This window comes from Chitinophagaceae bacterium, from assembly GCA_016713085.1.
Lineage (GTDB): Bacteria > Bacteroidota > Bacteroidia > Chitinophagales > Chitinophagaceae > Lacibacter.
Genome location: JADJPV010000002.1, coordinates 1161207 through 1186083, shown reverse-complemented (window position 1 = coordinate 1186083; position 24877 = coordinate 1161207). Strand labels below are relative to the sequence as shown.

The following is a 24877-nucleotide window of genomic DNA, read 5'->3' as shown; positions in this document are numbered from 1 at the left end:
AACCAACTGTATGATAAGCGGCTGATGCAATGTTGGCCGCTTTTTTTACTGTGTACTGCGAAGCGCAGGAAATGACTATTATTTGGAAGGTGATTTTTCAATGTAAGCGACTGCCTGTTTTTCCCAAATAAAAAGCGAAGTAGTATTTTCGCCCCCTCAAATCAAACTATGAGTAAAATTCTTTCCCTTTCTATTGCAATTTGTCTTGCGTTCAGTTCTTACGCTCAATTGCAAAGCCCTGAGCAATTCCTTGGTTATAAAGTTGGCAGCCGTTATACTCCGCACTGGAAAGTGGTGAGTTATTTTCAGCATGTGGCCGCTAACTCAGCAAAGAATGTAAAGCTGCAGCAGTACGGACAAACCAATGAAGGCCGTCCTCTGTTGGTTGCTTTTGTTTCAACTGAAGACAATATCAATAACCTGGAAGGCATCCGCATGAACAACCTGCGTTTGGCAAACCTGTCAAAGGATAAAATGGCTGCTAATGAAACTGCACCGGCCATCGTATGGTTAAGTTATAATGTGCACGGAAATGAAACATCCTCCAGCGAAGCATCGATGATGACTGTGTGGGCATTAGTTGACCCTGCAAATACAAAAACAAAAGAGTGGCTGAAGAATACACTGGTAGTAATTGATCCCTGTATTAACCCGGATGGACGTGACCGTTACGTAAACTGGTTCAATACAGTTGTTGGCACAACAGCCAATCCAAGAATGGATACAAGAGAACACCGTGACCCATGGCCGGGTGGAAGAACCAATCATTACAACTTTGATCTCAACCGTGACTGGGCCTGGCAAACACAGGTTGAAAGTCAGCAGCGTTTGAAATTATACAATCAATGGATGCCGCAGATACATGTAGATTATCATGAGCAGGGAATTAATGAACCTTATTATTTTGCCCCAGCTGCCGAACCATTTCATGAAGTGATTACACAATGGCAAAGAGATTTTCAAACGACCATTGGAAAAAATCATGCAAAATATTTTGATGCAAACGGATGGTTATACTTTACCAAACTCCGCTTTGATCTGTTCTATCCTTCCTATGGTGATACTTATCCAATCTATAACGGTGCAATTGGTATGACCTATGAGCAGGGTGGCGGACCGGCAGGTGGTGCAGCAGCCATGACGGAAGAAGGCGATACGCTGACTTTATACGACAGGGCCATTCATCATTTCACCACAGGTATGAGTACCATTGAAATTGCGTCAGCCAATGCAGGTAAGTTAGTAAGTGAATTCAGGAAGTTTTTTAATAAAGGAGTTGCAGGTGGCTTTGGTGAATACAAAACCTATGTTATAAAAAACAATCCTGCTGATGCACAGCGTATCAATTCACTGATTCAATTACTTGATAAGAATGGTATTGAATACGGAACCGGTACAGGTGCAGGAAAAGGTTTCAGTTATTCAACAGGAAAAGAAGAAAGCTTTACTGTTGCAAACGGTGATATTGTGATCAGTGCTTTTCAGCCACGCTCAGCAATGGCGCAGGTGTTATTTGAACCACGTTCCAAACTCAGCGATTCTGCAACTTATGATATTACTGCATGGAGTCTGCCTTATGCTTATGGTTTAACTGCTTTTGCATCAAAAGAAAGGATCAATGCAGGCGGGGCTTATCAAAAACTGGCTCCGGTTATAAACACAGTTGCTGATGCGTATGCCTATGTCATTAAATGGGAAGGAGTGCAGAGCGCAAAAGCTGCCGGTCTTTTATTACAGAAAGGAGTAACCTTACGTTACAGTGAAGTTCCATTTGAAGTGAGCGGACAAAAGTTTGCAGCCGGTGCAGTTATTGTAATGAAAACAAGTAACAAAGCAGCAGGAAATGATTTATGGAAATATGTTGCTGATGCATGTAATGCAGCCAATGTAAAAGCATATCCTGTTGCTACAGGTTTTGTTGATAATGGCGGTGATTTTGGAAGTGATATCGTACATCCGTTTAAATTGAAACGAGTAGTGATGCTTACGGGTGAAGGTGTTGGTGGAAATGCTGCGGGTGAAATATGGCATTTCTTTGATCAGCAGCTGCAATATCCAATCTCACTGGTGAATGTAACCGATATCGGCCGCATTAACTGGCAGCAGACAGATGTGATCATTATGCCCGATGGTAATTACCGTTTCTTAAATGATAAAGCATCTGCTGATCAGCTGAAAGACTGGGTGAACAAAGGCGGTAAACTGATAGCGTTTGAATCAGCTGTAACATCTTTAGCTAAATTAGAATGGGGATTGAAATCAAGAAAAGCAGATGAAGAAAAAAGTAAAGATCCTTACGACCCGATCAAAACCTTTGAAGACCGTGAACGGGATTATATCAAAACAATCACACCCGGTTCTATTTACAAAGTTGATCTTGATAACAGTCATCCTTTGGCATTTGGTTACCCGAATTATTATTACACCCTGAAAATGGATGATAATATTTTTGATTTCTTTACTCCCGGCAGCGGATGGAATGTGGGTGTTATTAAAAAAGAAGGACAGATGGCCGGTTTTGTAGGTTCTAAATTAAAAGACCGTTTGAAAGATGGTTTGCTGTTTGGTGTGCAGGATATGGGCCGTGGTTCAGTTGTTTATTTAACCGATGATCTGATGTTCCGCAGTTTCTGGGAAAATGGAAAGCTGATGCTTTGTAATGCGGTGTTCTTTTAACTGACTCTATTTTATTTATACTGTTAACCGGCTGCTTTGGGAGCCGGTTTTCTTGCTGACAAAAGCCGATTGCTTTGTTTATCTATTGGGATTATAGCTGATATTGTATTTTCCTAACCTCAATAAAATCGCAATTAGGAGAAGCATCTTGTCAGGATGATATTCATTCTCACTGTAAAAACAATAGGCTATATTGTTTCTTAAATTAAGTCCGCCTTCATTCGAAAAACGTAATCAAACAAAAGCATGTCGTTCTCGTCAAAGTATTGCTTAATGATTTCGTTATTTATTATGTCATGGGCTAACGCTTCTTGCATTCCTTTCTGTTTCCCTTTACTTGTTGAAACATTTATACGTTCGCTGAAATTTCTAAATAAACCTTCAATTTTCAATGTTAGGCTGTCGGTACATAAAATAAAACTTGGTGTATAGTATTTGCTTTCACCCCAAGCTAATACCTGATTAAAAAACTCAACAATCGATGGTGCAATCTGATTAATCCAATTCGTTATTTCAGGATTACCGCTTAAATCTGTTTTAGTATGTGGTTTGCCAATCCATGAATGTTGAACTAAGAAAGTTATAAAATTCCGGTATGTCAAATGACCCGATTTTATTCCTATAATAATTATGTAATGAAGAAAAGGAAGTAATGTTTCTTTTATTCTGAGACCATAAGCTTGTAGAATTTCTTGTTTATCATCTTTTTCAATGGCTTTCCTTGAGATGTTTTTATTGTTATCAAAATACAGTGTCGTTACAAAATCTAAAAAATGATTTTCTTTATTTTGTGATGCTTTAAGTGCATCTGAATATTTTGGAAAAAACTTCCTTTTGCAATTATGCTATAAATATAGTCTGGCTCTTCTTTCAGCAGTGCTAAAGCTTTATCTTTAATTTCTAACTGAAAATCTTCTAATTTTTTATCGTTTCCTCGTCAAAATCAATCCTGTATTCTTCGAGTCGTACTTTACCTTTTAACTGAAAATACAATTGTTCAACTTCTTCTTTCTTTACTCTATTCCCGCTTTGTCTGAACGCATCAATAGCAGCTCGATATTCATCCAATTTAATCCAATTTCTTGTTTCGTCTTTTTCTGTTTCAGCCATCCTTAAATATGCAAGCCCTATTTCGTTATGCCATTTCTTTACATCTGCCGTGATTTTTTGGGCAACCTTAATTGCTGTTGGCAAATGATAGTTAACTAGTGCAAAATCATCTCCTTTACTACCTGTTTCTTTTAATCTATTATCGAAAATTGAAAGAATATTTTCAAAATCAGCAACTTTGAAAATTTTAGGATATTTAAGCATGTCATCAATTATTCCATGTTTCACCCAAAAGAAATTTTGGGTAACTGATAAAGTAATTGTGCTGCCATTTTTTAGTTTCTTCTACTTTTACCTTTCCTTCGTTTAAGCCCTGCTAAATTTTCAAAAGCCTTCCAATAAGATGAGAATACTCAATTTCGTTGTCAGCCATAGTTGACAACATTGATTTACCTCAATATAATTTTCGGTTGCTTTAAGTACAAATGTGGAATTCTTTTTGACAATGCTTTTTCCTAATAAATGATAATATCTTGCACTTAATAAAGCTGATGTTGAAAGCTCTGAACGTTCTTTAATATAATTGAAAGCTGCTTTTTGATGATTGTCTAACTGAGGATATTCTGCTACATTTCCAACCTCTTTGCCGTTGCTAGTAGAAAAGGAAAAAATTCTATTTCCGTAAAAAGAAAATAAAAATGCTTCTAGTTCCCATTGCAGTTTCTGCTTCTCTTCATCTAAAGATGTTTTATTCTTATATTTTAGAAGTAGCTCTGTAATGTCACGATTTCTTTCTAAGAGCAAAGCGTTACGTTCTAATACAACATAAAAGTCATTCAGGTTAGTTATATCGTCAAGAAGAATTTCTGCTGATTTCACTTAGGTGTCAATTTAGCTTGTACACAAGGTACTAAGTTATGATATAAGATGTAGGTCAGAAATTTCGGAAGGTTGTGAAAGCAAAGCACAGAAAGATCTGTGTTAGTCGGCAATAAAAAACCGGGATAGTATATCATCTATCCCGGTTAGAAAATTGTTACTGAAATTTAAAAAGCTCTTTGCTCCAAATGCTCAGGAAGTTTCAAACGATCCATTCCATTTTTCAACCAGTCGGGAGCTTCTTTACCTTTTAAGTAATAATCAAAAAATTCCATCATACGTACACTGTAATCTTTACGGTTTTCCATTTTTGCCAAACCATGATTCTCTCCTTTGTACTGCATCATGATCACCGGTTTTTTTAACCTGCGTAATGCATTATAATATTCAATGCCCTGTGTAAAATCAACTGCACCATCTTTGTCGTTGTGCAGCATCAGCAAAGGAGTGTTTACTTTCTTTACATGATACACGGGTGAGTTGCGCAAATAAGATTCCCAGTTTTCCCAGGGAGCACCACGAAAACGTCCCTGCGATGCTTCAAAGATGGACATGTTACCACCACCACTGTTCCAGTAAATCAAATCATACATGCTCACCATATTAGTTAATGGGGCACCTGCTGCTGCTGCTTTAAACATATTTGTCTGCGTAATAAGGAAAGCAGTTTGATAACCTCCCCAGCTATGACCGTGAATGCCAATTTTCGTTTCATCAATTACACCCGTTTGTATGGCTGCTTTTACTGCAGGTAATACACACCATACCGCACTCATACCGGGATCATCCATTTTATAAACGATATCCGGAATAAACACTGCATAGCCATTGCTGGTATACATTGTGGGATTCCATCCAGTACCGCTAAATCCGGGATTACTGTAGCTATGTAATGTTTGTGATAACTTCTCGTAATAGTAAACGACCGTTGGATATTTTTTTCCTTTTTCATAACCTGCGGGAAGGAACAAGGCTCCCTGTAACGTATCGCCTTTATCAGAAACATAATTCACCAATTGTGTTCCTGCACTCCATGCATATTTTGAATAATCAGGTGCATTCTTTGTGAACTGCACAGGGTTACTCAACTTTTCATTTGTACTGAAAAATTCTGTTGGCTTATTAAAATCTTCTTTTGCAAAAATGAATGTATTACTGTTCTTTGCTTTTTGTATTGTAACGACAGATGCATCTTCCCAAACCAATACAGATGCTCCGGGTTTTAAGCCATTGCTTCCGGGATCAAGTGAGGCAATGCCGCTTTTCTTTGTCCACTCACCATAAATGCGGAAGTAGTTTTTCTTCTTCAAATCAAATCCTTTTTCTTCTTCATCAATGGAATAACGGCCTGCGTAGCGGATCTGATCTTTCTTTCCATTTAATGTGAGATTAACTGCATTGCTTCCATTAGCTGCAACCTGCCAGATATCCCACAAATCACGGATCAGTAAATATTTACTGTCGCTGCTCCAGCCAATAACCGGTGTAAGAGGTTTGGTTACATTGTGATCATCCTCTGTATTCACAAAACTTGCAGCCATTTTTTCTGTGATGTTCACAGAAGTATTTGTGGTAAGATCGTACACATAGTAATGACCATCTTCGCCATATACAAACTTCAATCCATCGGGTGAAGAGCGTGGAAATGCTGAGAATGACGGGCGATAGAATTTGCTTTTGAATTTTGTTTTTGCACCTGTTTTAAGATTGATGATGTACATATCAGAATAACTCTGTCCATCAAGGTTCTGATCCAGTTCATAGGCATCAATATCTTCTGCAACTGCATAGAGTTGTTTCGGCAGTATACTCAGTGACCGTATTGTGCCATCATTCAACTGCACAAACTTATTAGTAGCAACATCAACTATTGCCACATACGAAAAATTCTTATCCTGCATTTCCTGTACCTGCTGACGGCTTTGTAAACGCTTATCCTGCCAATGCCAGATGGTCATATCAGGTTTTGTTGCATCATTCGCAGGTTTTACTTCAGGTTTTCCTTTTGCTTCGGCTTTTTCCAGTGCACGTTTTAAATCAGCAACAGACTTAATGCTTGTGTCGGCTTTAATACGTACCAGTACCAATGAATCAGATTCTTTTACAATTTGTGCTTTTGATTTGCCGGTGGTATCTGCTTCTTTCTTTACCAGCTCCAATGGAGATATGCCAAAGAACATACGTGTTAAATCATCTGACCAATAAGGACGACGCATTCCGCTGATGGTCATCTTTACAGGAAAGTGGAGTGAATCTTTTTCAGGATCGTATGTAAATGATACCGGCGATTGTAAAAGATTTTTCACACCCAATACAACGCCTTTATCTGTTTTATACTTTTCATCTTTTTTCATTTTCAATACAGCAACAGCATCTTTTTCTGCATCCCATCCAAGAGATTTATAGGTTACTTTATCATTATCCAGTACTGTTGTTTGCCTGGTGCTGAGGTTGTAGAGGTATAAACCATTGCCTGATTTATTTCCTGCATCAATGGTATAGGCCAGCAGGTTGCCTGCTTTGTTGAAGCTGAATTCGCCCACATTACCAATGTTGAGCGCTTTGCCGTTTGCCAGTTCTACAATCAACAGATCGCCGCCTTGCGGATCATCGGGTCTTGCTGCAGGATTGCGTTCTTTTACAATTTTAATTGCCAGGTGAGAAGCTGCTTTACCATTCAAAACAAAGCTTCCTGCCCGTTCAAATTCTGTTTTTTGTTATTCGCAAGATCGAGCAGAAACAGTTTTTCAAATAACTGTTTTCCGGGTGTTTTTTCGTTTGCTTTTACTTCTTTGAATTTAGGTGACTCTTTAAATACCAGCCATTTCCCGTCTTCTGAAAAACTGAACTGCGGAAAACTGCTGTATCCAACGGGGAACCTTCTTTCTACCGTATCATTTAATTTTTTAACCACCAGCTCTGCATCTGCTTCTGCTGCGGTGATGGGGTAAGCTGCCCACTGACCGTCGGGAGAAATGGTTACCTGAAAATTATTGATCGAACGCCAGCCGGGGACATCTTTCCAGCTGATAGGTTTTGACTGACTGAATACTGTTACAACGGGTAACAGGAACAAGACAAACATGAGTTTCCTGAGCATAAAGTAATGGTTAAGTGAATGAAGATGAGAAAGGTAATTACTTTTTGACAAAACGGAACACAAAGCTGAATGAACTTGAATGATGAATAGAAAAGCGAAAAAAACACAATGCAAGGATACGAAGAACAATATAAACCTGGCAATACATAAAAAATCCCTGAAGTTTATTTCAGGGATTTTCATTGAAGAATGGCTTATTTACTCAATGATTTTTTCCAGGTAATACAAATTACCATTCTTATCGATTCCCTGTATTACTACTTTAAACCGTTTTGAATAATCGTTATTGTAAAACTGGATGGTTGCTTTGCCATTTACGAATTTTACATTCGGATACCAGAGCAGGGTTGTGCGCCGGTCCTCTGTTTTCTGCAGTTCTGGCCGGGAAAAATCAGGATTATAAAAACGTAAGGGAATGGAATAACCGGTTAAATAAGCAGCATCAAAACCAAGGCGACCACGATAACCTTTTGATCTTGTATAAATCAATACACTCGGGCCGGGTCCCATCTGACCTAAATGAAGATTCGCATTTCTGTTTACTTTAATTAATGCAACATCATTAGGATTAATAAAGTTGAGTTCTTCTGCTGCAATAGGCCTTTCATCGAGGTAATAACTGATCATATCACCACTTGCCAAACCAGAAGCAGGTGACCCATCCAATCCGGCAACCCTGTCATATCCTGTGTTGAATTTAAATCCAAAAAATTCCTGTTCAAATAACTGAGCAAAACTGATATAGCTGAAGTTTGCATCGGGTTCTTTGGTAAATTCTGAGTTACGGAAGGTTTCAGATGTAACAGCTTTGTTCAATGAATCCAATCTTACTTCAGCTTTGTTCTTTCCTTTTACAACAATTTCAGTTAACTCTTTTCCAAGACCAGATACACTGTAATTTTTGATGAACTCATTGTTCGACTGCTTCGGCGTAATATCCTGTTTGAACAATGGAGCAAAGTAAGACTTTGCAACTCTGTCGGATAATGTATCGAGATAGCCGGGCTGCAGTTCAAATCCAACTTTCCGTTTTTTCTTTTCTTTGGTAGTGGCCTGTACATAAACTGATGCGCTTTTCCAGAAGTTGAGATCATTCACCGCAAAGATTCCTTTAGCATCTGTTTTTGCAGTTGAAAAAGTTGTGCTTGAATCGGCACCTTTTGTAATGATGTCGACCCTGCTTGAATCGAAGAGCATGGATTCTTTATCTTTTTTCACAATACCCCTTACGGAGATTCCTGTTTCGAAAAAGTAGTTGAGTGCAGGTTGTTTTCCCGAAGCTATCTGTTGCCAGGAAAAACGGGTGGGTTTGATTGTTACTAATAAAGCATCGAGATAAGCTGCATAATTTGCTGTTGGTATATTGTTGAAGCTGTTTACAAAAGCAGCTGTGCCATTATTGGCTGAATGAATATAATGATAGGCTTTGATATCGGGACTGTTTACAAAATCATAAGCAGGCAGATCAGCAGGAATCACTGCTACAGAAATATCAGCTGTATCAATGCCGGTCAATGAAATGGTATATTTATTTTTCCCTTTGGGATTAAACGACAGACTGTCGGTTGAAAGAGTAATGCCTGCAGTTGATGGTTGCTGCACCCAGATCCACCGTTCAGCCAAAGGTTGCAGTTGGGCATTAAATGCAGTTACCTGCAACAAACCTTCTGTAAGATTTTTTTTATTTAATACCGTTGCATTCTGCGCATCATCCAGATTAAATTTCTGCACAAAAACAGTTTTTCCATTTTGCTGCGCCAGGATATACACTGCTTTGTGCTGATCAATAAATGATTCAGATGCGTTGGCCTGAATGAAAACCTTTGAAGCAGAAAGATTGGAAACATTTAAAGTGATTCCATTATCGATGGCAGCAGGTAATGCAACATATTTCTGATTGTTGAGATTGAAGCTTACCTGTAACTGGTATTTTTTTCCTGCAGCCGGTGTAAATTCAAACATACCCACACTGTTTTCAAAAACCAGGGGTGCGGCAATAAGCTGTTTGTTTTCATCCACCAACTGTACGCCGACACCCCTTGCCGGAAGTTTATTATTGTCAGTTATACGAAATGCTATTTTGTTGATCACTGTATTTACCAGCTGCCCGCTTTCGGGAAAGAATTCAACTTTTACTTCACTCTCCGGTACATGATAAGTTTTTGCCTGATCCTTTTTACCCAGTACAAAAATGTATTGCTCAGCAATGGATGCAGGTTCATTCAGCATCCACAAGGAGTAGGAGCGGATGCGGTAGATACCTGTTTGCAGAGTATCGGGAATAAAGATACTTCCTTCGGCAGAGCTGTTATTTGCTTTCCACATGGATTTGGCAAAGAGGTTTCCGTTGAGATCACCAAAATCGGTGTACACAATATTGCTTAATGATGAAGGGCGGTTATTAAGTGTCAGGTAAGTTTTGAAGTACACTGTTTCTCCGGGTTGATAAAAATGTTTATCAGCATGCAGAAAACATTTCTCTGAAGGGTTGAGTTCATAAAAACTGCGGAGATTGGTAATAAGTCTTGCAAGCAAAGTATCGGTGTTTTGGCTGTATGCAGAAGACAATGTAAACATCAGCAGGGTTAGCAGCAGAATCTTTGATTTCACAAAAGGTATTTTAGAGTTGTAATGTAAATAAAAAACCTCCTGCACAAAAGAATGCAGGAGGTTTTAACAAATGAATTAATTCATTTTAATTATTTCTGTAGGATAATAAGCCCGGAGCCCGTAAACCGGTTGCACCAACAAACCCTTTTGCAAAGAGTGTTAATGACATCTGGTTGTTTAACTGTACAGAAGAAAGCGTAGCAATTACTGTACTTGTTCCTGTCCATCTGATTTGGTAAGTATCCGTAAATGTTGTTGCAATTGAGTTGCGTGGCAATTCAAGAAAAGGAGTTGCTTTTTTAAACGGAATGCCTGTAAAGATCAATGCGCCTGCATTTGTTGAATACACATCAATAGCCGGAGTTAAAGTTGGCGGGTTAGGGATGAGATTTACAAAGCGAACTCTGTATAAATTGGGTCCGCCGGGCAATCGCAGATCATCTTCAGTAACAAAAATAGAATTTGGCTTTTTGATGGAATCACAAAAGAATAAGGAATAATATTTGCTGAGACTGGGTCCATAATAAGTAAACAGTAACGAATCCCTTGTCAGAGCTGGCTGTGTACCCAACACCATCCTGATGTCCATTGGTAAACCGGCTATCTGCTTAAACAGGGCTGCATAACCAATTGATGCAGGATAGGTTGTTCCTACAGTAATGGGTGTTCCTGAAGAAAACTGGAGTCCATTATGTGTAAGAAGAACCGAAGAACTGGTTTGACCGGAGAAAACAGGTGTTGCATAAGGGTATGCATTGATGAACTTGTAATTCGTATACAGGTTTGAATCCAACGGAACAAAATTTGCATTGAAATCTGCTTTCTTCTCACAGGAGAGAAGAAAAACTATTACCGATAGAATTAATATTATTTTTTTCATACTGAATTATTTTGATTTGATGACATGTTAGGGTTTAGAGAACCAGGTTTCTTTTGTATGCCAGTCGGTTGCATCAGCGCCCAGTCTTTTTAACTCTTCAATATTCCATACATATTCAGAGTTATAACGGTAACGTACACGGTAAACAAGGTTTCCATTATTATCCGGCCATAAACCATTGGTGGCACCATTATTTGGTGGAGTTACAAAATCACGGTACACCTGGAAGCCATCTTTCACATCAGTATAATGATAGCGACGCATATCAACCCAGGTTTCAATTGCTCCAAAGGCATACAGTGCAATATATTTCTGCAACATGATATGTGACAGGTTGAAGTCTGCTGATGCAGGGACAACAGCAGGGTTTGCTAAAAAAGCATCCCTTACAGAAGCAGTCAATAAACTGGTAGCCGGCACATTGGTTGAATAATCGATCTGCAGCATATCAAAGTTCAGTTCAATTGCTTTTTTATAAGCAGTAAGCGCTGTTGGTTTATCCCCTTTACGGTAAGCAGCTTCTGCCTTCATGAAATAAACTTCACTTGCAGTAAGAACAGGTACGGGACTTGCATTACGGAAGATATATCTTGCTCTTGCATCGCTGAGTGGAGCTACTAAAGAATCCCATCTTGGTCCCCAGAAATTTTCAGGCCGATCGTTGCTAACGGTAATGGCAGTGATCCCTGCGTTCAATGGAATACCAACAAATTTTTCGCTGATAGATGGGCGGATGAGGTACCATTTGCGAGGATCATCTACAGTGGGAAAAGCTGAGTTAGATCCGGTAAGTAATTTAGTAATGTATTCGCTTTGTCTGATTGCATATGCACTTCCGAGATTATTACGAACAGGGCCATAAAAATTGGAGTTGGCAGAAAAACCGGGAGTTGCTGTGAATTTAACAATGGCATTATCAGCATTTGTTGTAATTGCCTTATCACAGTAATAAATAACAGAGTCAGGTTTATAAATTGATTTGTTACTTAAGTGATTATAAGAACGGGCGAGGATACTGTAAACAAATTTTTTCCATTTATTTACATCGCCATTATACAGAAATGCATCACCTGTTGCAAGGTTTGCCTGGCTCACGCCATCACCTGTTTTATTGAGGTTTTCAAGTGATTGAGCAGCCAGTTGACGCACATATGCATATACGTCTTCCTCTTTATCAAACTTGAAGGTTAAGAGATTGGTGTTAAATGCATCCTTGAGAATAATTTCTCCATGATAATCGGTTAACTGTAACCAGCTCCATGCAAAGATGGCCTGGGCTACACCTACATAATCCCATTTTTTCTCTTCTGTTCCCCATTGGATTATTTTCATTGCATTTTGCCCCATATCATAATAATGCATACGCCAGAGTGAGCCGGCATTATCACTTCCATCAACCGTACCGCCCATACGTTCATAAGTAGTGCTGGAATTACGGGTAGCACTAACTGTATAACTGCTGAAATTTTGTATATACATGCTTATAAAACGTGCATCATTTAATGGCCCATGACCCCCATAATTGGCTGCCATAGCTGAAACAATCTGCGGCAGCAATGTTTCAATCGGAACTTTAACCGGTGAATTTGGATTCAGATAGGCTTCGTCTATCTTCTTATTGCAGGATACTGAAATCCCTGTGATGATCAGGACCAGCAAGAGTACTTTATATATTGATTTCATTTGAGTTATTATTTAGCTTTTAAAAAGATGTTCTGAGACCAAGGTTAATACTGATGGGAATTGCTACGTTGCCGTAATCAAAACCTGCAGCTCCTACACCCCGTGTACCGGCTGTATTACCATTAGCAGCAGGATCGGCCCCACTGTAATTGGTAATTAAAATCAGGTCATTGCAGGTAACAAAAGCACTTAAGGTTTTAAATATCTTCTGTTTGCCTTTAATGGCATTGGTAAAATTGTAAGAAAGTGTAATATCTCTTAAACGCAGCCAGTTGATATCTTTTTCAATAAACTCTTCTTCCGGCATAGCAGTATAATAACCCTGGTTAAAGAAAGGCACAATAGCAATTGTATTTTTTGTAGGATTTGCCGTATTCTGCAAACCATCATTCAGCACACCCGTAATAACGATCGGTGTAAAACGGTCAGCTGTTTTTAAGCTCCTTCCCTGAGTTGTAAGATACATATTGGTTGCATTGAAGATATCTCCACCCATTCTCCAATCCCAAAGCATGGATACAGAGAGATTTTTCCAGCGGAAACTGTTATTGATGCCCATGGTAAAATCAGGATTACGATCACCTCTTACTTTAAAAAGCGACTCATTAACTGGTAATCCGGTTGTAGGGTTGATCAGGATCATACCTTTGTTATTTCTTGCATAACCATAAGAGGTAATGGTTGTTGTAGGGCCGCCTTTTGCCAGGCCACCTCTTGCATTACCATATAACCAGGTATCAGAAATATAAAACTCAGGAACATTGGCAGGTAAGCTCAATACTTCATTCCACATTTTGTTGAAGTTTAAGCCGATGTTCCATTTAAAGTTTTTGGTTTGAACAGGAGTTGCAGTAACAGCTACTTCTACACCCTGGTTACGGGTAGAACCAACATTTAAGGTATTCAATACGTAACCTGAGCCATAACTTGAGCGGAATAATTCAACAATCTGACTTGTGTTTAGTGTATTATAATAGGTAACATCAAGAGTGAGCTTGCTGTTAAACAATCTGAACTCAGTACCCACTTCATAGGTTTGTTGTTTCTCCGGTTCCAGATCAGGATTCAGATTTCCAAAATCATAGGAATAACCTAAGCCGCTGCCTGTTCTGTTTGCAAATACTGACTGATTGCTGTAAGCTCCATTAAGACGGGCAGTAACAGCAAATGATGTACGTAATTTCCAGTAATTAAGAATGTCATTCTTTTTAAACCCGGAAGGATATCTGTCATAATGAAAGACAGACTCGCACCTGGATAATTATAATTCCTGTTTGCTTTTGGCAAAGTAGAAGCCTGCTCAAAACGATGTGTGTAATTGAGGAAGATCATGTTTTTATAGTTCACAGCAAACTCACCGAAATAAGCAATCTGGCGAACGATATATTCATTAAACTGGCCAAAATTATTCCGGTTCAGTCTAACTCTTGTATTTGCAGTAGTATTGGAACTGTCTCTTCCTAATGGGGTGAGTAATTTAGTTCCATAAACAGCGAACATTTTTGTCTGGTAATCCTGCCACATTGTACCCAGCATTAACCTTCCGTTGAACTTACCGATTGATTTTTTAAAGGTTGCATTAATGGTGTGGTTATAACCGGTATATCTCCTGTAATAATTATCCAATTGTCCTCCCTGAACAGCAGTGGTGAGATAGGATTGGGGATGAATTAACCTGGAGCCGTCTGTTTTGTAAGTGTCATAACCGAAACGTCCCTGCAGGCTGACCCATTTTGCCGGGTTAATGTTTACCCCTAGTGTGTATGTATAACGATCCGTTTTATCCATAGTCTTTACATATTTGGCATTCCACAACGGGTTATCTATTTCAAGCAAAGGATCTGTGGCATAGGTGAGCAGCTTATTGCCGTTTTGGTCTTCAATTTTTTCAGATCAAGATCCAACGGCCATCTTAACAGATTCAACAGGTAGCTGTTGGCTCCACGTAATGGTCTTACAAATTCAGTATGCGCATATGAAAAAGATGGGGCGATATCTATATACTTGCCAATCTTTGTGCTGTTTGTCAACCTGAAATTATATCTTTTATAGCTGTTGTAGGGCACACTGCCTTCAATATTGTTGAGACTTCCACTGGCCCTGAAACTTGCATTCTTTATACCATAATCCAGGCTGAGGTTATGTGTTTGGGAAAAGCCGGTTCTGAAAAAATCATTGATATTTTTATAGATGCTTGCCTTATCCGGGTTCTTATTTTGAGAACCGAAATAGGTAAAACTCGGAAAATCAACTCCATTAGAGCCTGCATTATAATTATCTGTTATGCTGGGCAAACGTGTGATTTCTGAAAAACGGAAACTGTTATCATAATTAATACCAAGCTTTCTTGTATTTGAAGCTTTCTTTGTTGTAATAATAATAGCCCCGGAACTGGCCTGGCTGCCATAAAGAGCAGTTGCTTCAGGGCCTTTTAATACAGTGATTGATTCAATGTCATTCGGATTAATATCTGCTATACGATTTGTATAATCTCCATCTCTGTTATCACGGTTAGATGCGATTCCAACTGTTCCTGCTCCGCCAGATTCATTGATCGTATTGTTATCCATTATAATACCATCAATTACGAAAAGAGGTTCATTACTCAGGGCCATGGAATTAAAACCCCTGATCACTATTGAAGAAGAAGCCCCTGCAATACCATTGGTTGGTGTTACAGTTATACCTGCAATACGTCCCTGGAGGGAGTTTACAAAATTTTCTCTCTGTGTTTCCTGAATTTCCTTCCCGTCTACTTTTTGAACAGAGTAGCCTACTTCACGGGCATTTCTTTTAATGTCCATAGCTGTTACAACAACTTCACTCAATTCCTGCTTGTCGGCAGATTCAACGAGGTTGATATTAACAGACATATTGTCTCCAACAGTAACTTCTGTGGTTTTAAATCCTAAAAAAGAAAAGACAAGTACCTGTCCTTTTTTAACTTTAATACTGTAAGAACCGTTAGTAGCAGTGGTTGTACCTGTACGGGCTCCTTTTACACGTATGGATACACCAGGAAGAGGGGAGTTGTCGGCTGCATCACGAATAACACCTGATACAGTTTGTTCCTGAGCAATGGCAGATATGCTTATACAAAGACATAAACACGCTACCAGCAAGCGTTTAATTTTTCTCATAATCATGATTAATTTGGTCTGGGCAAATTAGTAAAAAATGGCTAATTAAAGACAATTTGTTTTGCTCATTGGCTGCTTTTAGTTTAAGCGACTTTATTACATGATAAAAGGTTGTGATGTATTCAGTTGCTTAAACCTCTAATAGAAAAAGAGTAGATATATTCGCCGAACTAAACGCCCATCAATTGAACAGAAAGGAACTTTCTTTTATCAGGCTTTCATTTATCATCAGCACAGTTATCTGCGCGGTAAAATTTGTGGCCTACTTTCTTACACATTCACTGGTTATACTTTCTGATGCACTTGAATCAATCATTAATGTGGTTGCGGCAGCCTTTGCCTGGTACAGTATTTATTTGTCGAACAAACCCCGTGATGCTGAGCATCCCTACGGTCATGGCAAGGTTGAATTCTTTTCCATTGGCTTTGAAGGAGCCATGATCCTGATTGCAGGAATCGGAATTTTGATCCAGGCAGCTCTGTTCTATTTTAACCCCATTCCGGTGCATGAACTGAATACCGGTGCATGGTTAACCGCAGCAACGGGTACTGCGAACTTCCTGCTGGGTTATTTCCTTGTTCAAAAAGGGAAACAGCAGAACAGCATGATTTTAAAAGGAAACGGAAAGCATATTTTGAGCGACAGTTATACAAGTATTGGGGTAATTGCGGCCATCCTTCTCATCCTGCTCACAGGTTATTCGTGGATTGATCCGCTGGCCTCAGTTATTGCTGCCGGCATAATTATATATACAGGTGTTAAACTGATGAATAAATCTGTTCGTGGGCTGATGGATGAGGTTGATATGAATGTTGTGGATGAACTGGTGCTGATCTTAAAGAAGAACAGGCATGCAAACTGGATAGATATGCATAATCTCCGAGTACAGCGGTATGGCAATTATTATCATGTGGATTGCCATGTAACCATGCCTTACTATTTTTCACTGGAAGAGGTTCACGATGAAATAACCATACTGGATAAACTGTTGAACGAAAGTTTTGAAAAAGGCAGTATTGAATTTTTTATTCATACTGATCCCTGTATTGAAAAAAGCTGCAGTTATTGTTTGCTTTCTGATTGCAAACTCCGAAGACAAAAATTTGTGCAGCAAATTGAATGGAGCAGATCGAACTTATTGCCCAATAAGAAACATTCTTTTCCTGAATAATTTATTCATCACTTTCGTAACTGAAACGTAAAGGAGTGAGTGTTTCAATCAATGGTTTTACATGATAAATATTCCGGTTGAATTTATTACCTAAAATGATGATGGTAACTCCTTCAGATATCAACCTGTAAAAGGTAGCGTTGTTTCCGTGCCACCATCCATTATGATAAATGATTTTTTTATTGTTTGACAGGGTGTACATTCTCCACCCCAGTCCATAGTTATGAATGCCCGGCCGTTCATTACTGTAAGGAGTAAATGCAGAATCCAGCGTTGCTTTTTTAAATAAGCGGTTTTCATACAATGCCTGATCCCATTTCAACAGATCAGTAACCGTGCTGTAAATGTTTTTGTCACCATAAGTTAAATCCAGATAAGTATATGCTTCCTTTCGCCCGTTCCACATGTAAGAGGGTGTGGCAGTTGCTGAATCGTTCCAGTTAAATACATAACTGTGATTCATATGCAGTGGTTTGAAAAAGTCTGATCAAGATAATCTGCATATGATTTGCCGGATACTTTTTCAATAATCAGTGCCAGCAGAACGAAGTTCGTATTACAATAGTTGAACCGCCTGTTCATGGTAAACTGCAGATCGGGTTTGTATTCAATCAGTGTATTCAGCACTTCTGCATTGGAAATTTTTACTTTTTGATCCCAGTTGAATTTCTCCAGATAATATCCATAGTTGGGTAAACCGCTTCTCTGGCTCAATAACATTTTTACCGTCATACCGGAGTAGGGGAACTGGGGAAAAAATTTCTGCAGCGAATCATTGATGTTCAGCTTTCCTTCTTCTGCCAGTTTCAGTACAGCCATCCCGGTAAATGTTTTGCTGGTAGATGCAATATGAAAAGTGGTGGAATCTGTAACCGGTTCTTTTTGCCCGATACGGACAGTGCCTGCATATTTTTGAAAAATGATATTACCGTTCTTGGCCACCAAAAAACCTCCGTTAAAGCCCGTTCTGCCAAGAGCACTGTCATAAAACTTCTCTACTTTCTGGTAAATATTTCTGAACTCAATAGGGGATATTTTTTTCGGAGAAGAGAGAGCAATGGCCAGTGAATCGCCTGCTGATATTTCGCCGGTTGATGAACTGCCGCAGGAAGTGAGTACAATACCTGCAAGTATAATGATCGTTCGTTTGCTGAACTGGATCTTCATTTGGTGGTTCTCCGTTTGGATTTTGTTTCCATCTAACGCCAATCTCTGTTTGAGTGTTGTGTTAAATGAAAGTTTGTTTGGTCATGTTTCAGTTGACTTCTCTAAACTATATTTGCGTTGCCAAATAAGCAAATAGCATAAAATTATGGCGGAAAAAAAAACGACCAGTTACCCCAAAGAAAAAATCAAGATTCTTTTACTTGAAAATATCAGTGAAACAGCGGTACAAAACATTAAAGACAGCGGCTATGCCAGTGTGAAAAAGCTCAGCGGCGCTTTGAGTGAAGAGGAATTGATCAAAGAAATCAAGGATGTTCACCTGCTGGGTATCCGTTCCAAAACAATGATTACTGAAAAAGTACTGGAAGCTGCCAATAAACTACAGGCCATCGGTTGTTTTTGTATTGGAGTGAACCAGGTTAATTTAAAAGCGGCTACAACAAAAGGTGTGGTAGTGATGAATGCCCCCTACAGTAATACAAGAAGTGTGGCTGAACTGGTAATTGGGTTGAGTATTGTTCTTATTCGCCGTATTATAGATAAAAACAAAGCTGCACATGAAGGTATTTGGAACAAGGATGCAAAAGGCAGTTATGAATTGCGTGGAAAAACACTTGGTCTCATTGGCTACGGCAGCATCGGAAGCCAGGTAAGTGTTTTGGCAGAAGCCTTGGGAATGAAAGTAATTTATTATGATATCGTTACCAAGCTTCCGTTAGGAAATGCAGAGCAGTATAGAAATCTGAAAGATGTATTGAACAGTGCCGATATTGTTTCACTTCATGTACCTGAAACCAATCAAACAAAAAATCTCATCAATAAAAATACACTGAAACAGTTTAAAAAAGGAGGCATTCTGTTAAACTATGCAAGGGGAGAAGTGGTTGATCTTGATGCGTTGCGTGCAGCCATTCTTGATAAACATATTGCAGGTGCAGCCATTGACACATTCCCATGGGAGCCTGAAAAGAATGGCGATCGTTTTCAAACACCTTTACAGGATTTGCCCAATGTAATTCTTACTCCGCATATTGGTGGAAGTACAGAAGAAGCACAGCAGAATATTGGTGAAGATGTAAGTAATAAACTCGTTCAGTATTTAGAAAAGGGAATTACCATTGGCTCACATACTGTTCCTGAACTGGCTTTGCCGATACAGGAAGGAACCCACCGCATTTTACATATTCATAAAAATGTGCCGGGTGTATTGAGTCAGATTAACACTCAACTAAGCAAGCATAATATCAACATCCTGGGACAGTATTTAAAAACCAATGACCAGATAGGTTATGTAGTTCTGGATGTGGATCGTAATCTTTCCAAAAAAGCGGTTGAATTGCTGAAGGAAGTGAAAGAAACGATTAAAGTGAGGATGGTGTATTAATCTTAAAAATAGTGTCAGGGCTAAAGCCCGGCATACTTTATACATAACCCCGGCCTTTAGGCCGGGGTTATGTATTTTAAAGCTAAATAGACTTATGCCTTGATATTATTCAATCAATATTTTCTTTTATTTTCAATAATTATTGAAAATATCGTAACTTTAACCCATCAATCAATCAACCATGAAAATCTTAATACTTGGCGGCGGCTTTGGAGGTTTACGTCTGGCACGGCTTCTTAATAATAAACCGGGGTTTGAAGTAACACTCATTGATAAATTCAACTATCACCAGTTTCAGCCTTTGTTTTACCAGGTAGCTACTGCCGGACTGGATGCATCAAATATTTCTTTCCCTTTACGCAAGGCTTTTCAAAACAGTAAGAATATTAAAATCCGCATGGCGGAAATACAAACTGTTGATACCGTCAATAAACAGGTAATTACAAACGAAGACAGTTATGGTTCAGATTATCTCGTGATTGCTACAGGCGCTTCAACCAATTTTTTCGGCAATCAACAACTGGAGAAATATGCTTTCCCAATGAAGTCAACTGTAGAAGCATTGCAACTGCGGCATAAACTGATTCAGAATTTTGAAGATGCATTGCATAGCGATACTGCAGGAGATTTACAACGTTTAATGAATGTGGTTGTGGTGGGTGGCGGACCAACAGGAGTGGAGCTAAGCGGTGCTATTGCTGAGATGAAAAAGTATGTATTGCCAAAGGATTATCCTGAACTGGATTTCAGCAAAATGAATATCTATTTGCTGGAAGGAACTGGCAAGACGCTTGCAGCTATGAGTGAAAAAAGCAGCGAAGACAGTTTGAAATACCTGCAAAGATTAGGCGTAACAGTCATGACCAATTCATTGCTGAATGATTATGATGGCAGAACAGTTACATTAAAAGATGGTCAAACCATTCAATCATCTCTGGTAATATGGGCAGCCGGTATTAAAGGAAATATCCCGGCTGGAATTGATCAAAGTTTAATTGCAAAAGGAAACCGTATTAAAGTCGACCCCTACAATTATGTACAGGGAACGCAGGGAATATTTGCCATTGGTGATATTGCTTATATAGAAGATGCGGCTTTCCCAAATGGTTTGCCACAGGTGGCGCCGGTTGCAATTCAGCAGGCAAGTTTACTGGCAGAAAACTTAACAAGAATTCAGCAGGGAAAAATATTGAAAGAATTTCATTACAAAGACAAAGGTGCAATGGCAACTGTTGGCAGAAACTTAGCAGTGGTAGATGTGCCAAAACCGAAATTGCATTTCGGTGGTTTCTTTGCATGGCTCATCTGGATGGGATTGCATTTAATGCTGATACTTGGTGTAAAGAACCGCTTCTTTGTATTCAGTAACTGGCTGTACAATTATGTTACCTATGATCAGAACCTTCGTTTGATCTTTAAAGAATTTTACCGTGTACCCGATAAATCATTAAAATGAAACCCTTCCTTACAGCTGAATGGCGCAACCTGATTATGATGAACTATGTTGTGCCGGAAGAAATTCTTTTACCTTATTTGCCAAAAGGAATAGAGCTTGATCATTTTGAAGGGAAATGTTATGTGAGCTTTGTTGCCTTTCATTTTCTGCATACAAAAGTGAAGGGAATTGGATTTCCGTTTCACCGAAACTTTGAAGAAATAAATCTGCGGTTTTATGTAAAGTATAAAGAAAACGGAACGTATAAACGTGGAGTTGTTTTCATCAGCGAACTTGTTCCGAAACGAATGATTACCTGGATTGCAAAATTAATTTACCAGGAACAGTATGCCTATTCACCCATCAGCAGTTCAGTTACTGAAACGGATAAACGAATCTTACACTTCAACTGGGGTAAACAGCCGAACTATGAACTGAGTGTTAAAACAGAAATTAAACCTTTGCCAATAAACACCGGCAGTAAGGAAGAATTCATCTTTGAACATTACTGGGGTTATACAAGTTTGAAAGGTAACAGAGCCGGAGAATACCGTGTTGCACATCCCCGCTGGAATATTTATCCTGTTACTGATTACAGAACAACAGCTGATTTCGGACACATGTATGGTAATGAGTTTTCTTTTATGAACGGAACAGCGCCTGATTCTGTTTTTGTTGCCGAAGGGTCAGCAGTAAGTGTTTATGAACGGAAGATCACTCATGAATAAATTAAAGTGACTTCATTTTTTTCTCCAGACAGTTATCATGGGTCAGTTATCTGCAATCTTGTGCAGAAAAATGAGAAAAAGAATATTTTTTATGTATTATCTTTTATCACTCATTTTTTCATTTTAAAACCAAAATCATGAACACAAACAAGTTTATTATTGGAGGTATTATTGGTGGTGTCGCTAATTTCCTCCTTGGATGGCTGATTTATGGCATGTTGCTGATGAGTTTTATGCAAACACACAGCAATAACAGTTCCGGTGCTTTCCGTGCCGAAACAGATATGGTTTGGTGGGCGATGATTGCAGGTAATCTTGCATTGGGTTTCCTGTTTTCTTACATTCTGAACAAAAGCAATGTAAGCTCAGCTGTTTCCGGAGCTACTACAGGCGCAATTGTTGGTTTGTTAATGGGAACAGCAATTGACCTGATGATGTACGCACAGTTAAACCTGTGGGATACAACTGCAATGGCAGTTGATATTGCCGCATCCACTGTTATCTCTGCAATTGTTGGTGCTGTAATTGGAGCGTACCTGGGAATGGGTAAAAAAGCTGCCTGATGATTGTTTGCTGAAAAATACTGATGAGGTGATATGATATCATATCACCTCTTTTATTATAAATTCTTTAAAATCTTTTTTGCCCTTGAATGAAAAGCAGCTGTTTCATAATCCCAGCGTTCTTCAATGATCACTTTTAATTCGTGTTTTATTTCCGGATATTGTTTTGATAAGTTTTCCAGTATAGTTAATGAAAAAGCTTTTACTGCAATTGCTTCCTGCACATCAGCAACAAAACCAAAACAGGTATCCATCACTTCACCATGAAGCTTTTCAGGAATGGGAACTTCCTGTAACAGGCGTACAATATTTCGTTTGACTGCATTGTGCAGTTTTTCTTTACGAAGCGTTTTCACCAGGACAGGTAAATGCTTTTTACTAATTGTGGATGGGCAATTGCTGCATAACTCAACGGCCATCCTGCACGTTGTATTACACGGTATTCATCATGCAGAAACAATTTTACCAGTTCATCAAAGCGTTGTTGTGAGTCGCCAATCCATTCAACAATTTTTGCAGCCTGTGCTTTTGAATGTTCTGCCAGTATTTCAGAACGGAGGTTCATAACTGTTATAACTTTCCAGTGCCAATAATGTTTTCCTGATCTCTTCTTCATCTGCCATCACTGCTTTCATTTCTTCCTTCATCAATGGATTGATGTAGTTCATTTTTGTTGAAATCACTGTTCGTGCTGATGTATGAAATTCAACTGCGCCGGTTTTTTGTGCCAGTTCCTGGATATTATTACTTCTTACACCACTGCCCGGCATAATAACGATGCGGTTATCAGCAGCATTAATCAGTTTAGTAAGCATTTCAGTTGCTTCAGTAACATTGGGCGTTAATCCGGATGTAAGCACACGTTCGCAACCAATATCGATCAATGTTTCTAATGCTTCAAATGCATCTTTTGTACGGTCGAATGCACGGTGAAATGTAACCCCCAGCGGATGTGCCAGTTCAACTAACTCAGCACTTCTTTTTACATCAACAGTTCCATCTGCATTCAGCAAACCAATTACTACTCCATCACATTCCAGTTCTTTACAACGCAGTATATCTTCTTTCATTATTTCAAACTCATCATCATTGTAAAGAAAATCACCGCCTCTCGGACGAATCATTGGGAACAGATCGATGGAAACATGCTCCCTTGCTTTTTTTAATAGTCCATATGATGGGGTAGTGCCGCCTTCACCCGGGTTATCACATAATTCAATACGGTGTGCTCCCGCCTGCTGAATGAGTAAACAGCTTTCAATGTTAAAGGCAATGACTTCTAATTTGTAAATCATACTTAAAACCAGCTTTTTGCATCAATAGATTTTTCCAATTCTTTTGTTCTGATGGCCATCGAAAAATTCTTCATCACTGAATAGCCACCATACTCACCTTTTTTATTAACGGCAATAAATCCTACCTGTACATTTTTTGCATTAACGCCATTGTTTTTTACAATCCTTCTTACGGCTTCTTTGCAGGCATCTTCAGGGCTTGCTCCATGCCTCATCATTTCCACTACAGTATGTGAACCGCAGATCTTCACCACTTCTTCACCAACACCTGTTGCAGTAGCAGCGCCAATTTCATTATCAACAAATAATCCTGCACCAATAATGGGTGAATCACCTACACGGCCACGCATTTTAAAAGCCATGCCACTTGTAGTACATGCGCCGCTGAAATTTCCGTTAACATCCATTGCAATCATTCCGATCGTATCATGATTTAAAGCAGCTACCGGCCATGGATAAGGTTCCTGCTGATTGGTTTTTTCCAGAATTTTTGGAATGGTCATGGGATCATACTTTGATGTCTTCAGCCATTCTCTCCATGCTTTTTCACTTTCAGGTGTGAGCAGATTTTCTTTTTGAAACCCTCTGTTAAAGCAAACTGCAAAGCACCTTCTCCAACCAATTGCACATGCGGCGTTTTTTCCATCACTAATCTTGCAACTTTAATGGGATGCATAATATGTTCAATGGCCATTACAGCACCACATTGGCCTTTTTCATTCATGATGCAGGAGTCGAGTGTAACTTTTCCATCACGGTCGGGGTAACCACCATAACCAACACTTACATCTGTTGGATCAGCTTCGGGAACCATTACACCTGCTTCCACTGCATCCAATGCATACCCTCCTTTACTTAAAATTTCCCATGCCGCTTTGTTGGCTTTCATATTCTGTGCCCAGGTTGAAATTACCAATGGCCCTTTACCTGAAACAACGCTGCCGGCAAAACCTCTGGTTGATAAAAATGCGGTTGACAATCCTGTTAGCTGGATAAATTTTCTTCTGTTGAGCATTGCCTGTATATTAATGAGTGGTGAATGTATGTTGATTTTGTTTTTTTTCATACACCATTAAACCTTGTTGAAAAGTCTTGGTCTGTTAAAAGGTTCCGAT

The 24877-nt window shown here is 39.0% G+C and carries 21 protein-coding genes and 2 pseudogenes; 6 read left to right on the top strand and 17 right to left on the bottom strand.

What is annotated here, in order from left to right:
• Nucleotides 1-168 precede the first annotated feature (168 nt).
• Entirely contained in the window at nucleotides 169-2676 is a 2508-nt protein-coding gene (locus tag IPK31_18195) for a zinc carboxypeptidase (protein ID MBK8089696.1), read from the top strand.
• 78 nt (nucleotides 2677-2754) lie between these two features.
• On the opposite strand, the gene IPK31_18190 is transcribed toward IPK31_18195, so the two are convergent.
• The 11 genes and pseudogenes from IPK31_18190 to IPK31_18140 form a co-directional block, all read right to left on the bottom strand.
• A complete protein-coding gene (locus tag IPK31_18190) occupies nucleotides 2755-2868 on the bottom strand; it encodes a hypothetical protein (GenBank protein MBK8089695.1) in 114 nt (37 codons plus the stop codon).
• A gap of 8 nt (nucleotides 2869-2876) precedes the next feature.
• A complete protein-coding gene (locus IPK31_18185; GenBank protein ID MBK8089694.1) occupies nucleotides 2877-3278 on the bottom strand; it encodes a hypothetical protein in 402 nt (133 codons plus the stop codon).
• A gap of 313 nt (nucleotides 3279-3591) precedes the next feature.
• Nucleotides 3592-4014, bottom strand: coding sequence for a hypothetical protein (locus IPK31_18180; GenBank protein MBK8089693.1), 423 nt, complete (start codon nucleotides 4012-4014; stop codon nucleotides 3592-3594).
• Between the two features lie 96 nt (nucleotides 4015-4110).
• Nucleotides 4111-4605, bottom strand: a complete 495-nt coding sequence (locus IPK31_18175; GenBank protein ID MBK8089692.1) for a hypothetical protein — start codon at nucleotides 4603-4605, stop codon at nucleotides 4111-4113.
• Nucleotides 4606-4772: 167 nt separating this feature from the next.
• Nucleotides 4773-7705 (bottom strand): annotated as a pseudogene (locus IPK31_18170) (S9 family peptidase).
• Between the two features lie 198 nt (nucleotides 7706-7903).
• Nucleotides 7904-10315 carry a hypothetical protein gene (locus tag IPK31_18165; GenBank protein ID MBK8089691.1) on the bottom strand — a complete coding sequence of 804 codons (2412 nt, stop codon included), beginning with the start codon at nucleotides 10313-10315 and terminating at the stop codon, nucleotides 7904-7906.
• Between the two features lie 85 nt (nucleotides 10316-10400).
• Nucleotides 10401-11195, bottom strand: coding sequence for a DUF4397 domain-containing protein (locus tag IPK31_18160; protein ID MBK8089690.1), 795 nt, complete (start codon nucleotides 11193-11195; stop codon nucleotides 10401-10403).
• A gap of 27 nt (nucleotides 11196-11222) precedes the next feature.
• Nucleotides 11223-12878, bottom strand: a complete 1656-nt coding sequence (locus IPK31_18155; GenBank protein MBK8089689.1) for a SusD/RagB family nutrient-binding outer membrane lipoprotein — start codon at nucleotides 12876-12878, stop codon at nucleotides 11223-11225.
• Between the two features lie 19 nt (nucleotides 12879-12897).
• Nucleotides 12898-14076 carry a TonB-dependent receptor gene (locus IPK31_18150; GenBank protein ID MBK8089688.1) on the bottom strand — a complete coding sequence of 393 codons (1179 nt, stop codon included), beginning with the start codon at nucleotides 14074-14076 and terminating at the stop codon, nucleotides 12898-12900.
• The gene (locus IPK31_18145; protein MBK8089687.1) at nucleotides 13971-14666 is read right to left on the bottom strand and encodes a hypothetical protein; all 696 of its coding nucleotides are present in this window, start codon (nucleotides 14664-14666) and stop codon (nucleotides 13971-13973) included. The genes IPK31_18150 and IPK31_18145 overlap by 106 nt, the downstream gene beginning before the upstream one ends.
• A 35-nt stretch (nucleotides 14667-14701) precedes the next feature.
• Nucleotides 14702-16018 carry a TonB-dependent receptor plug domain-containing protein gene (locus IPK31_18140; GenBank protein MBK8089686.1) on the bottom strand — a complete coding sequence of 439 codons (1317 nt, stop codon included), beginning with the start codon at nucleotides 16016-16018 and terminating at the stop codon, nucleotides 14702-14704.
• A gap of 185 nt (nucleotides 16019-16203) precedes the next feature.
• Between IPK31_18140 and IPK31_18135 the strand changes: the two genes are divergently transcribed.
• Complete coding sequence (locus tag IPK31_18135; protein ID MBK8089685.1) at nucleotides 16204-17190, top strand: cation transporter; 987 nt, start codon at nucleotides 16204-16206, stop codon at nucleotides 17188-17190.
• A 1-nt stretch (nucleotide 17191) separates the two neighbouring features.
• Here IPK31_18135 and IPK31_18130 read toward each other — a convergent pair whose 3' ends face one another.
• On the bottom strand, nucleotides 17192-17653 hold the full coding sequence (locus tag IPK31_18130) for a serine hydrolase (protein MBK8089684.1): 462 nt from the start codon (nucleotides 17651-17653) through the stop codon (nucleotides 17192-17194).
• Entirely contained in the window at nucleotides 17650-18357 is a 708-nt protein-coding gene (locus IPK31_18125) for a serine hydrolase (protein MBK8089683.1), read from the bottom strand. The genes IPK31_18130 and IPK31_18125 overlap by 4 nt, the downstream gene beginning before the upstream one ends.
• 145 nt (nucleotides 18358-18502) lie before the next feature.
• Between IPK31_18125 and serA the strand changes: the two genes are divergently transcribed.
• The 4 genes from serA to IPK31_18105 all read left to right on the top strand — a co-directional run bounded on the left by serA (nucleotide 18503) and on the right by IPK31_18105 (nucleotide 22467).
• A complete protein-coding gene (gene serA, locus IPK31_18120; GenBank protein ID MBK8089682.1) occupies nucleotides 18503-19741 on the top strand; it encodes a phosphoglycerate dehydrogenase in 1239 nt (412 codons plus the stop codon).
• 181 nt (nucleotides 19742-19922) lie between these two features.
• Complete coding sequence (locus tag IPK31_18115; GenBank protein ID MBK8089681.1) at nucleotides 19923-21197, top strand: NAD(P)/FAD-dependent oxidoreductase; 1275 nt, start codon at nucleotides 19923-19925, stop codon at nucleotides 21195-21197.
• The gene (locus tag IPK31_18110; GenBank protein ID MBK8089680.1) at nucleotides 21194-21904 is read left to right on the top strand and encodes a DUF2071 domain-containing protein; all 711 of its coding nucleotides are present in this window, start codon (nucleotides 21194-21196) and stop codon (nucleotides 21902-21904) included. The genes IPK31_18115 and IPK31_18110 overlap by 4 nt, the downstream gene beginning before the upstream one ends.
• Before the next feature lie 137 nt (nucleotides 21905-22041).
• Nucleotides 22042-22467: a hypothetical protein gene (locus IPK31_18105; GenBank protein MBK8089679.1), complete on the top strand. Its 426-nt coding sequence runs from the start codon at nucleotides 22042-22044 to the stop codon at nucleotides 22465-22467.
• Between the two features lie 56 nt (nucleotides 22468-22523).
• Here IPK31_18105 and IPK31_18100 read toward each other — a convergent pair whose 3' ends face one another.
• From IPK31_18100 to IPK31_18085, 4 genes and pseudogenes are all read right to left on the bottom strand, one after another.
• A complete protein-coding gene (locus IPK31_18100) occupies nucleotides 22524-22823 on the bottom strand; it encodes a hypothetical protein (protein ID MBK8089678.1) in 300 nt (99 codons plus the stop codon).
• Nucleotides 22820-23032 carry a hypothetical protein gene (locus IPK31_18095; GenBank protein MBK8089677.1) on the bottom strand — a complete coding sequence of 71 codons (213 nt, stop codon included), beginning with the start codon at nucleotides 23030-23032 and terminating at the stop codon, nucleotides 22820-22822. Before IPK31_18095 ends, IPK31_18100 begins: the two co-directional genes overlap by 4 nt.
• Complete coding sequence (locus tag IPK31_18090) at nucleotides 23016-23762, bottom strand: copper homeostasis protein CutC (GenBank protein MBK8089676.1); 747 nt, start codon at nucleotides 23760-23762, stop codon at nucleotides 23016-23018. The genes IPK31_18095 and IPK31_18090 overlap by 17 nt, the downstream gene beginning before the upstream one ends.
• Before the next feature lie 2 nt (nucleotides 23763-23764).
• Nucleotides 23765-24777: pseudogene (locus tag IPK31_18085) on the bottom strand (N(4)-(beta-N-acetylglucosaminyl)-L-asparaginase).
• Nucleotides 24778-24877: the final 100 nt, after the last annotated feature.

Excerpts from the sequence above, each read along its gene's own strand:
- IPK31_18195 (MBK8089696.1), top strand. The coding sequence starts at position 169 with ATGAGTAAAATTCTTTCCCTTTCTATTGCAATTTGTCTTGCGTTCAGT.
- IPK31_18160 (MBK8089690.1), bottom strand. The coding sequence starts at position 11,195 with ATGAAAAAAATAATATTAATTCTATCGGTAATAGTTTTTCTTCTCTCC.
- IPK31_18155 (MBK8089689.1), bottom strand. The coding sequence starts at position 12,878 with ATGAAATCAATATATAAAGTACTCTTGCTGGTCCTGATCATCACAGGG.
- IPK31_18145 (MBK8089687.1), bottom strand. The coding sequence starts at position 14,666 with ATGGATAAAACGGATCGTTATACATACACACTAGGGGTAAACATTAAC.
- IPK31_18140 (MBK8089686.1), bottom strand. The coding sequence starts at position 16,018 with ATGAGAAAAATTAAACGCTTGCTGGTAGCGTGTTTATGTCTTTGTATA.
- IPK31_18130 (MBK8089684.1), bottom strand. The coding sequence starts at position 17,653 with ATGAATCACAGTTATGTATTTAACTGGAACGATTCAGCAACTGCCACA.
- IPK31_18125 (MBK8089683.1), bottom strand. The coding sequence starts at position 18,357 with ATGAAGATCCAGTTCAGCAAACGAACGATCATTATACTTGCAGGTATT.
- serA (MBK8089682.1), top strand. The coding sequence starts at position 18,503 with ATGGCGGAAAAAAAAACGACCAGTTACCCCAAAGAAAAAATCAAGATT.
- IPK31_18115 (MBK8089681.1), top strand. The coding sequence starts at position 19,923 with ATGAAAATCTTAATACTTGGCGGCGGCTTTGGAGGTTTACGTCTGGCA.
- IPK31_18110 (MBK8089680.1), top strand. The coding sequence starts at position 21,194 with ATGAAACCCTTCCTTACAGCTGAATGGCGCAACCTGATTATGATGAAC.
- IPK31_18105 (MBK8089679.1), top strand. The coding sequence starts at position 22,042 with ATGAACACAAACAAGTTTATTATTGGAGGTATTATTGGTGGTGTCGCT.
- IPK31_18095 (MBK8089677.1), bottom strand. The coding sequence starts at position 23,032 with ATGAACCTCCGTTCTGAAATACTGGCAGAACATTCAAAAGCACAGGCT.
- IPK31_18090 (MBK8089676.1), bottom strand. The coding sequence starts at position 23,762 with ATGATTTACAAATTAGAAGTCATTGCCTTTAACATTGAAAGCTGTTTA.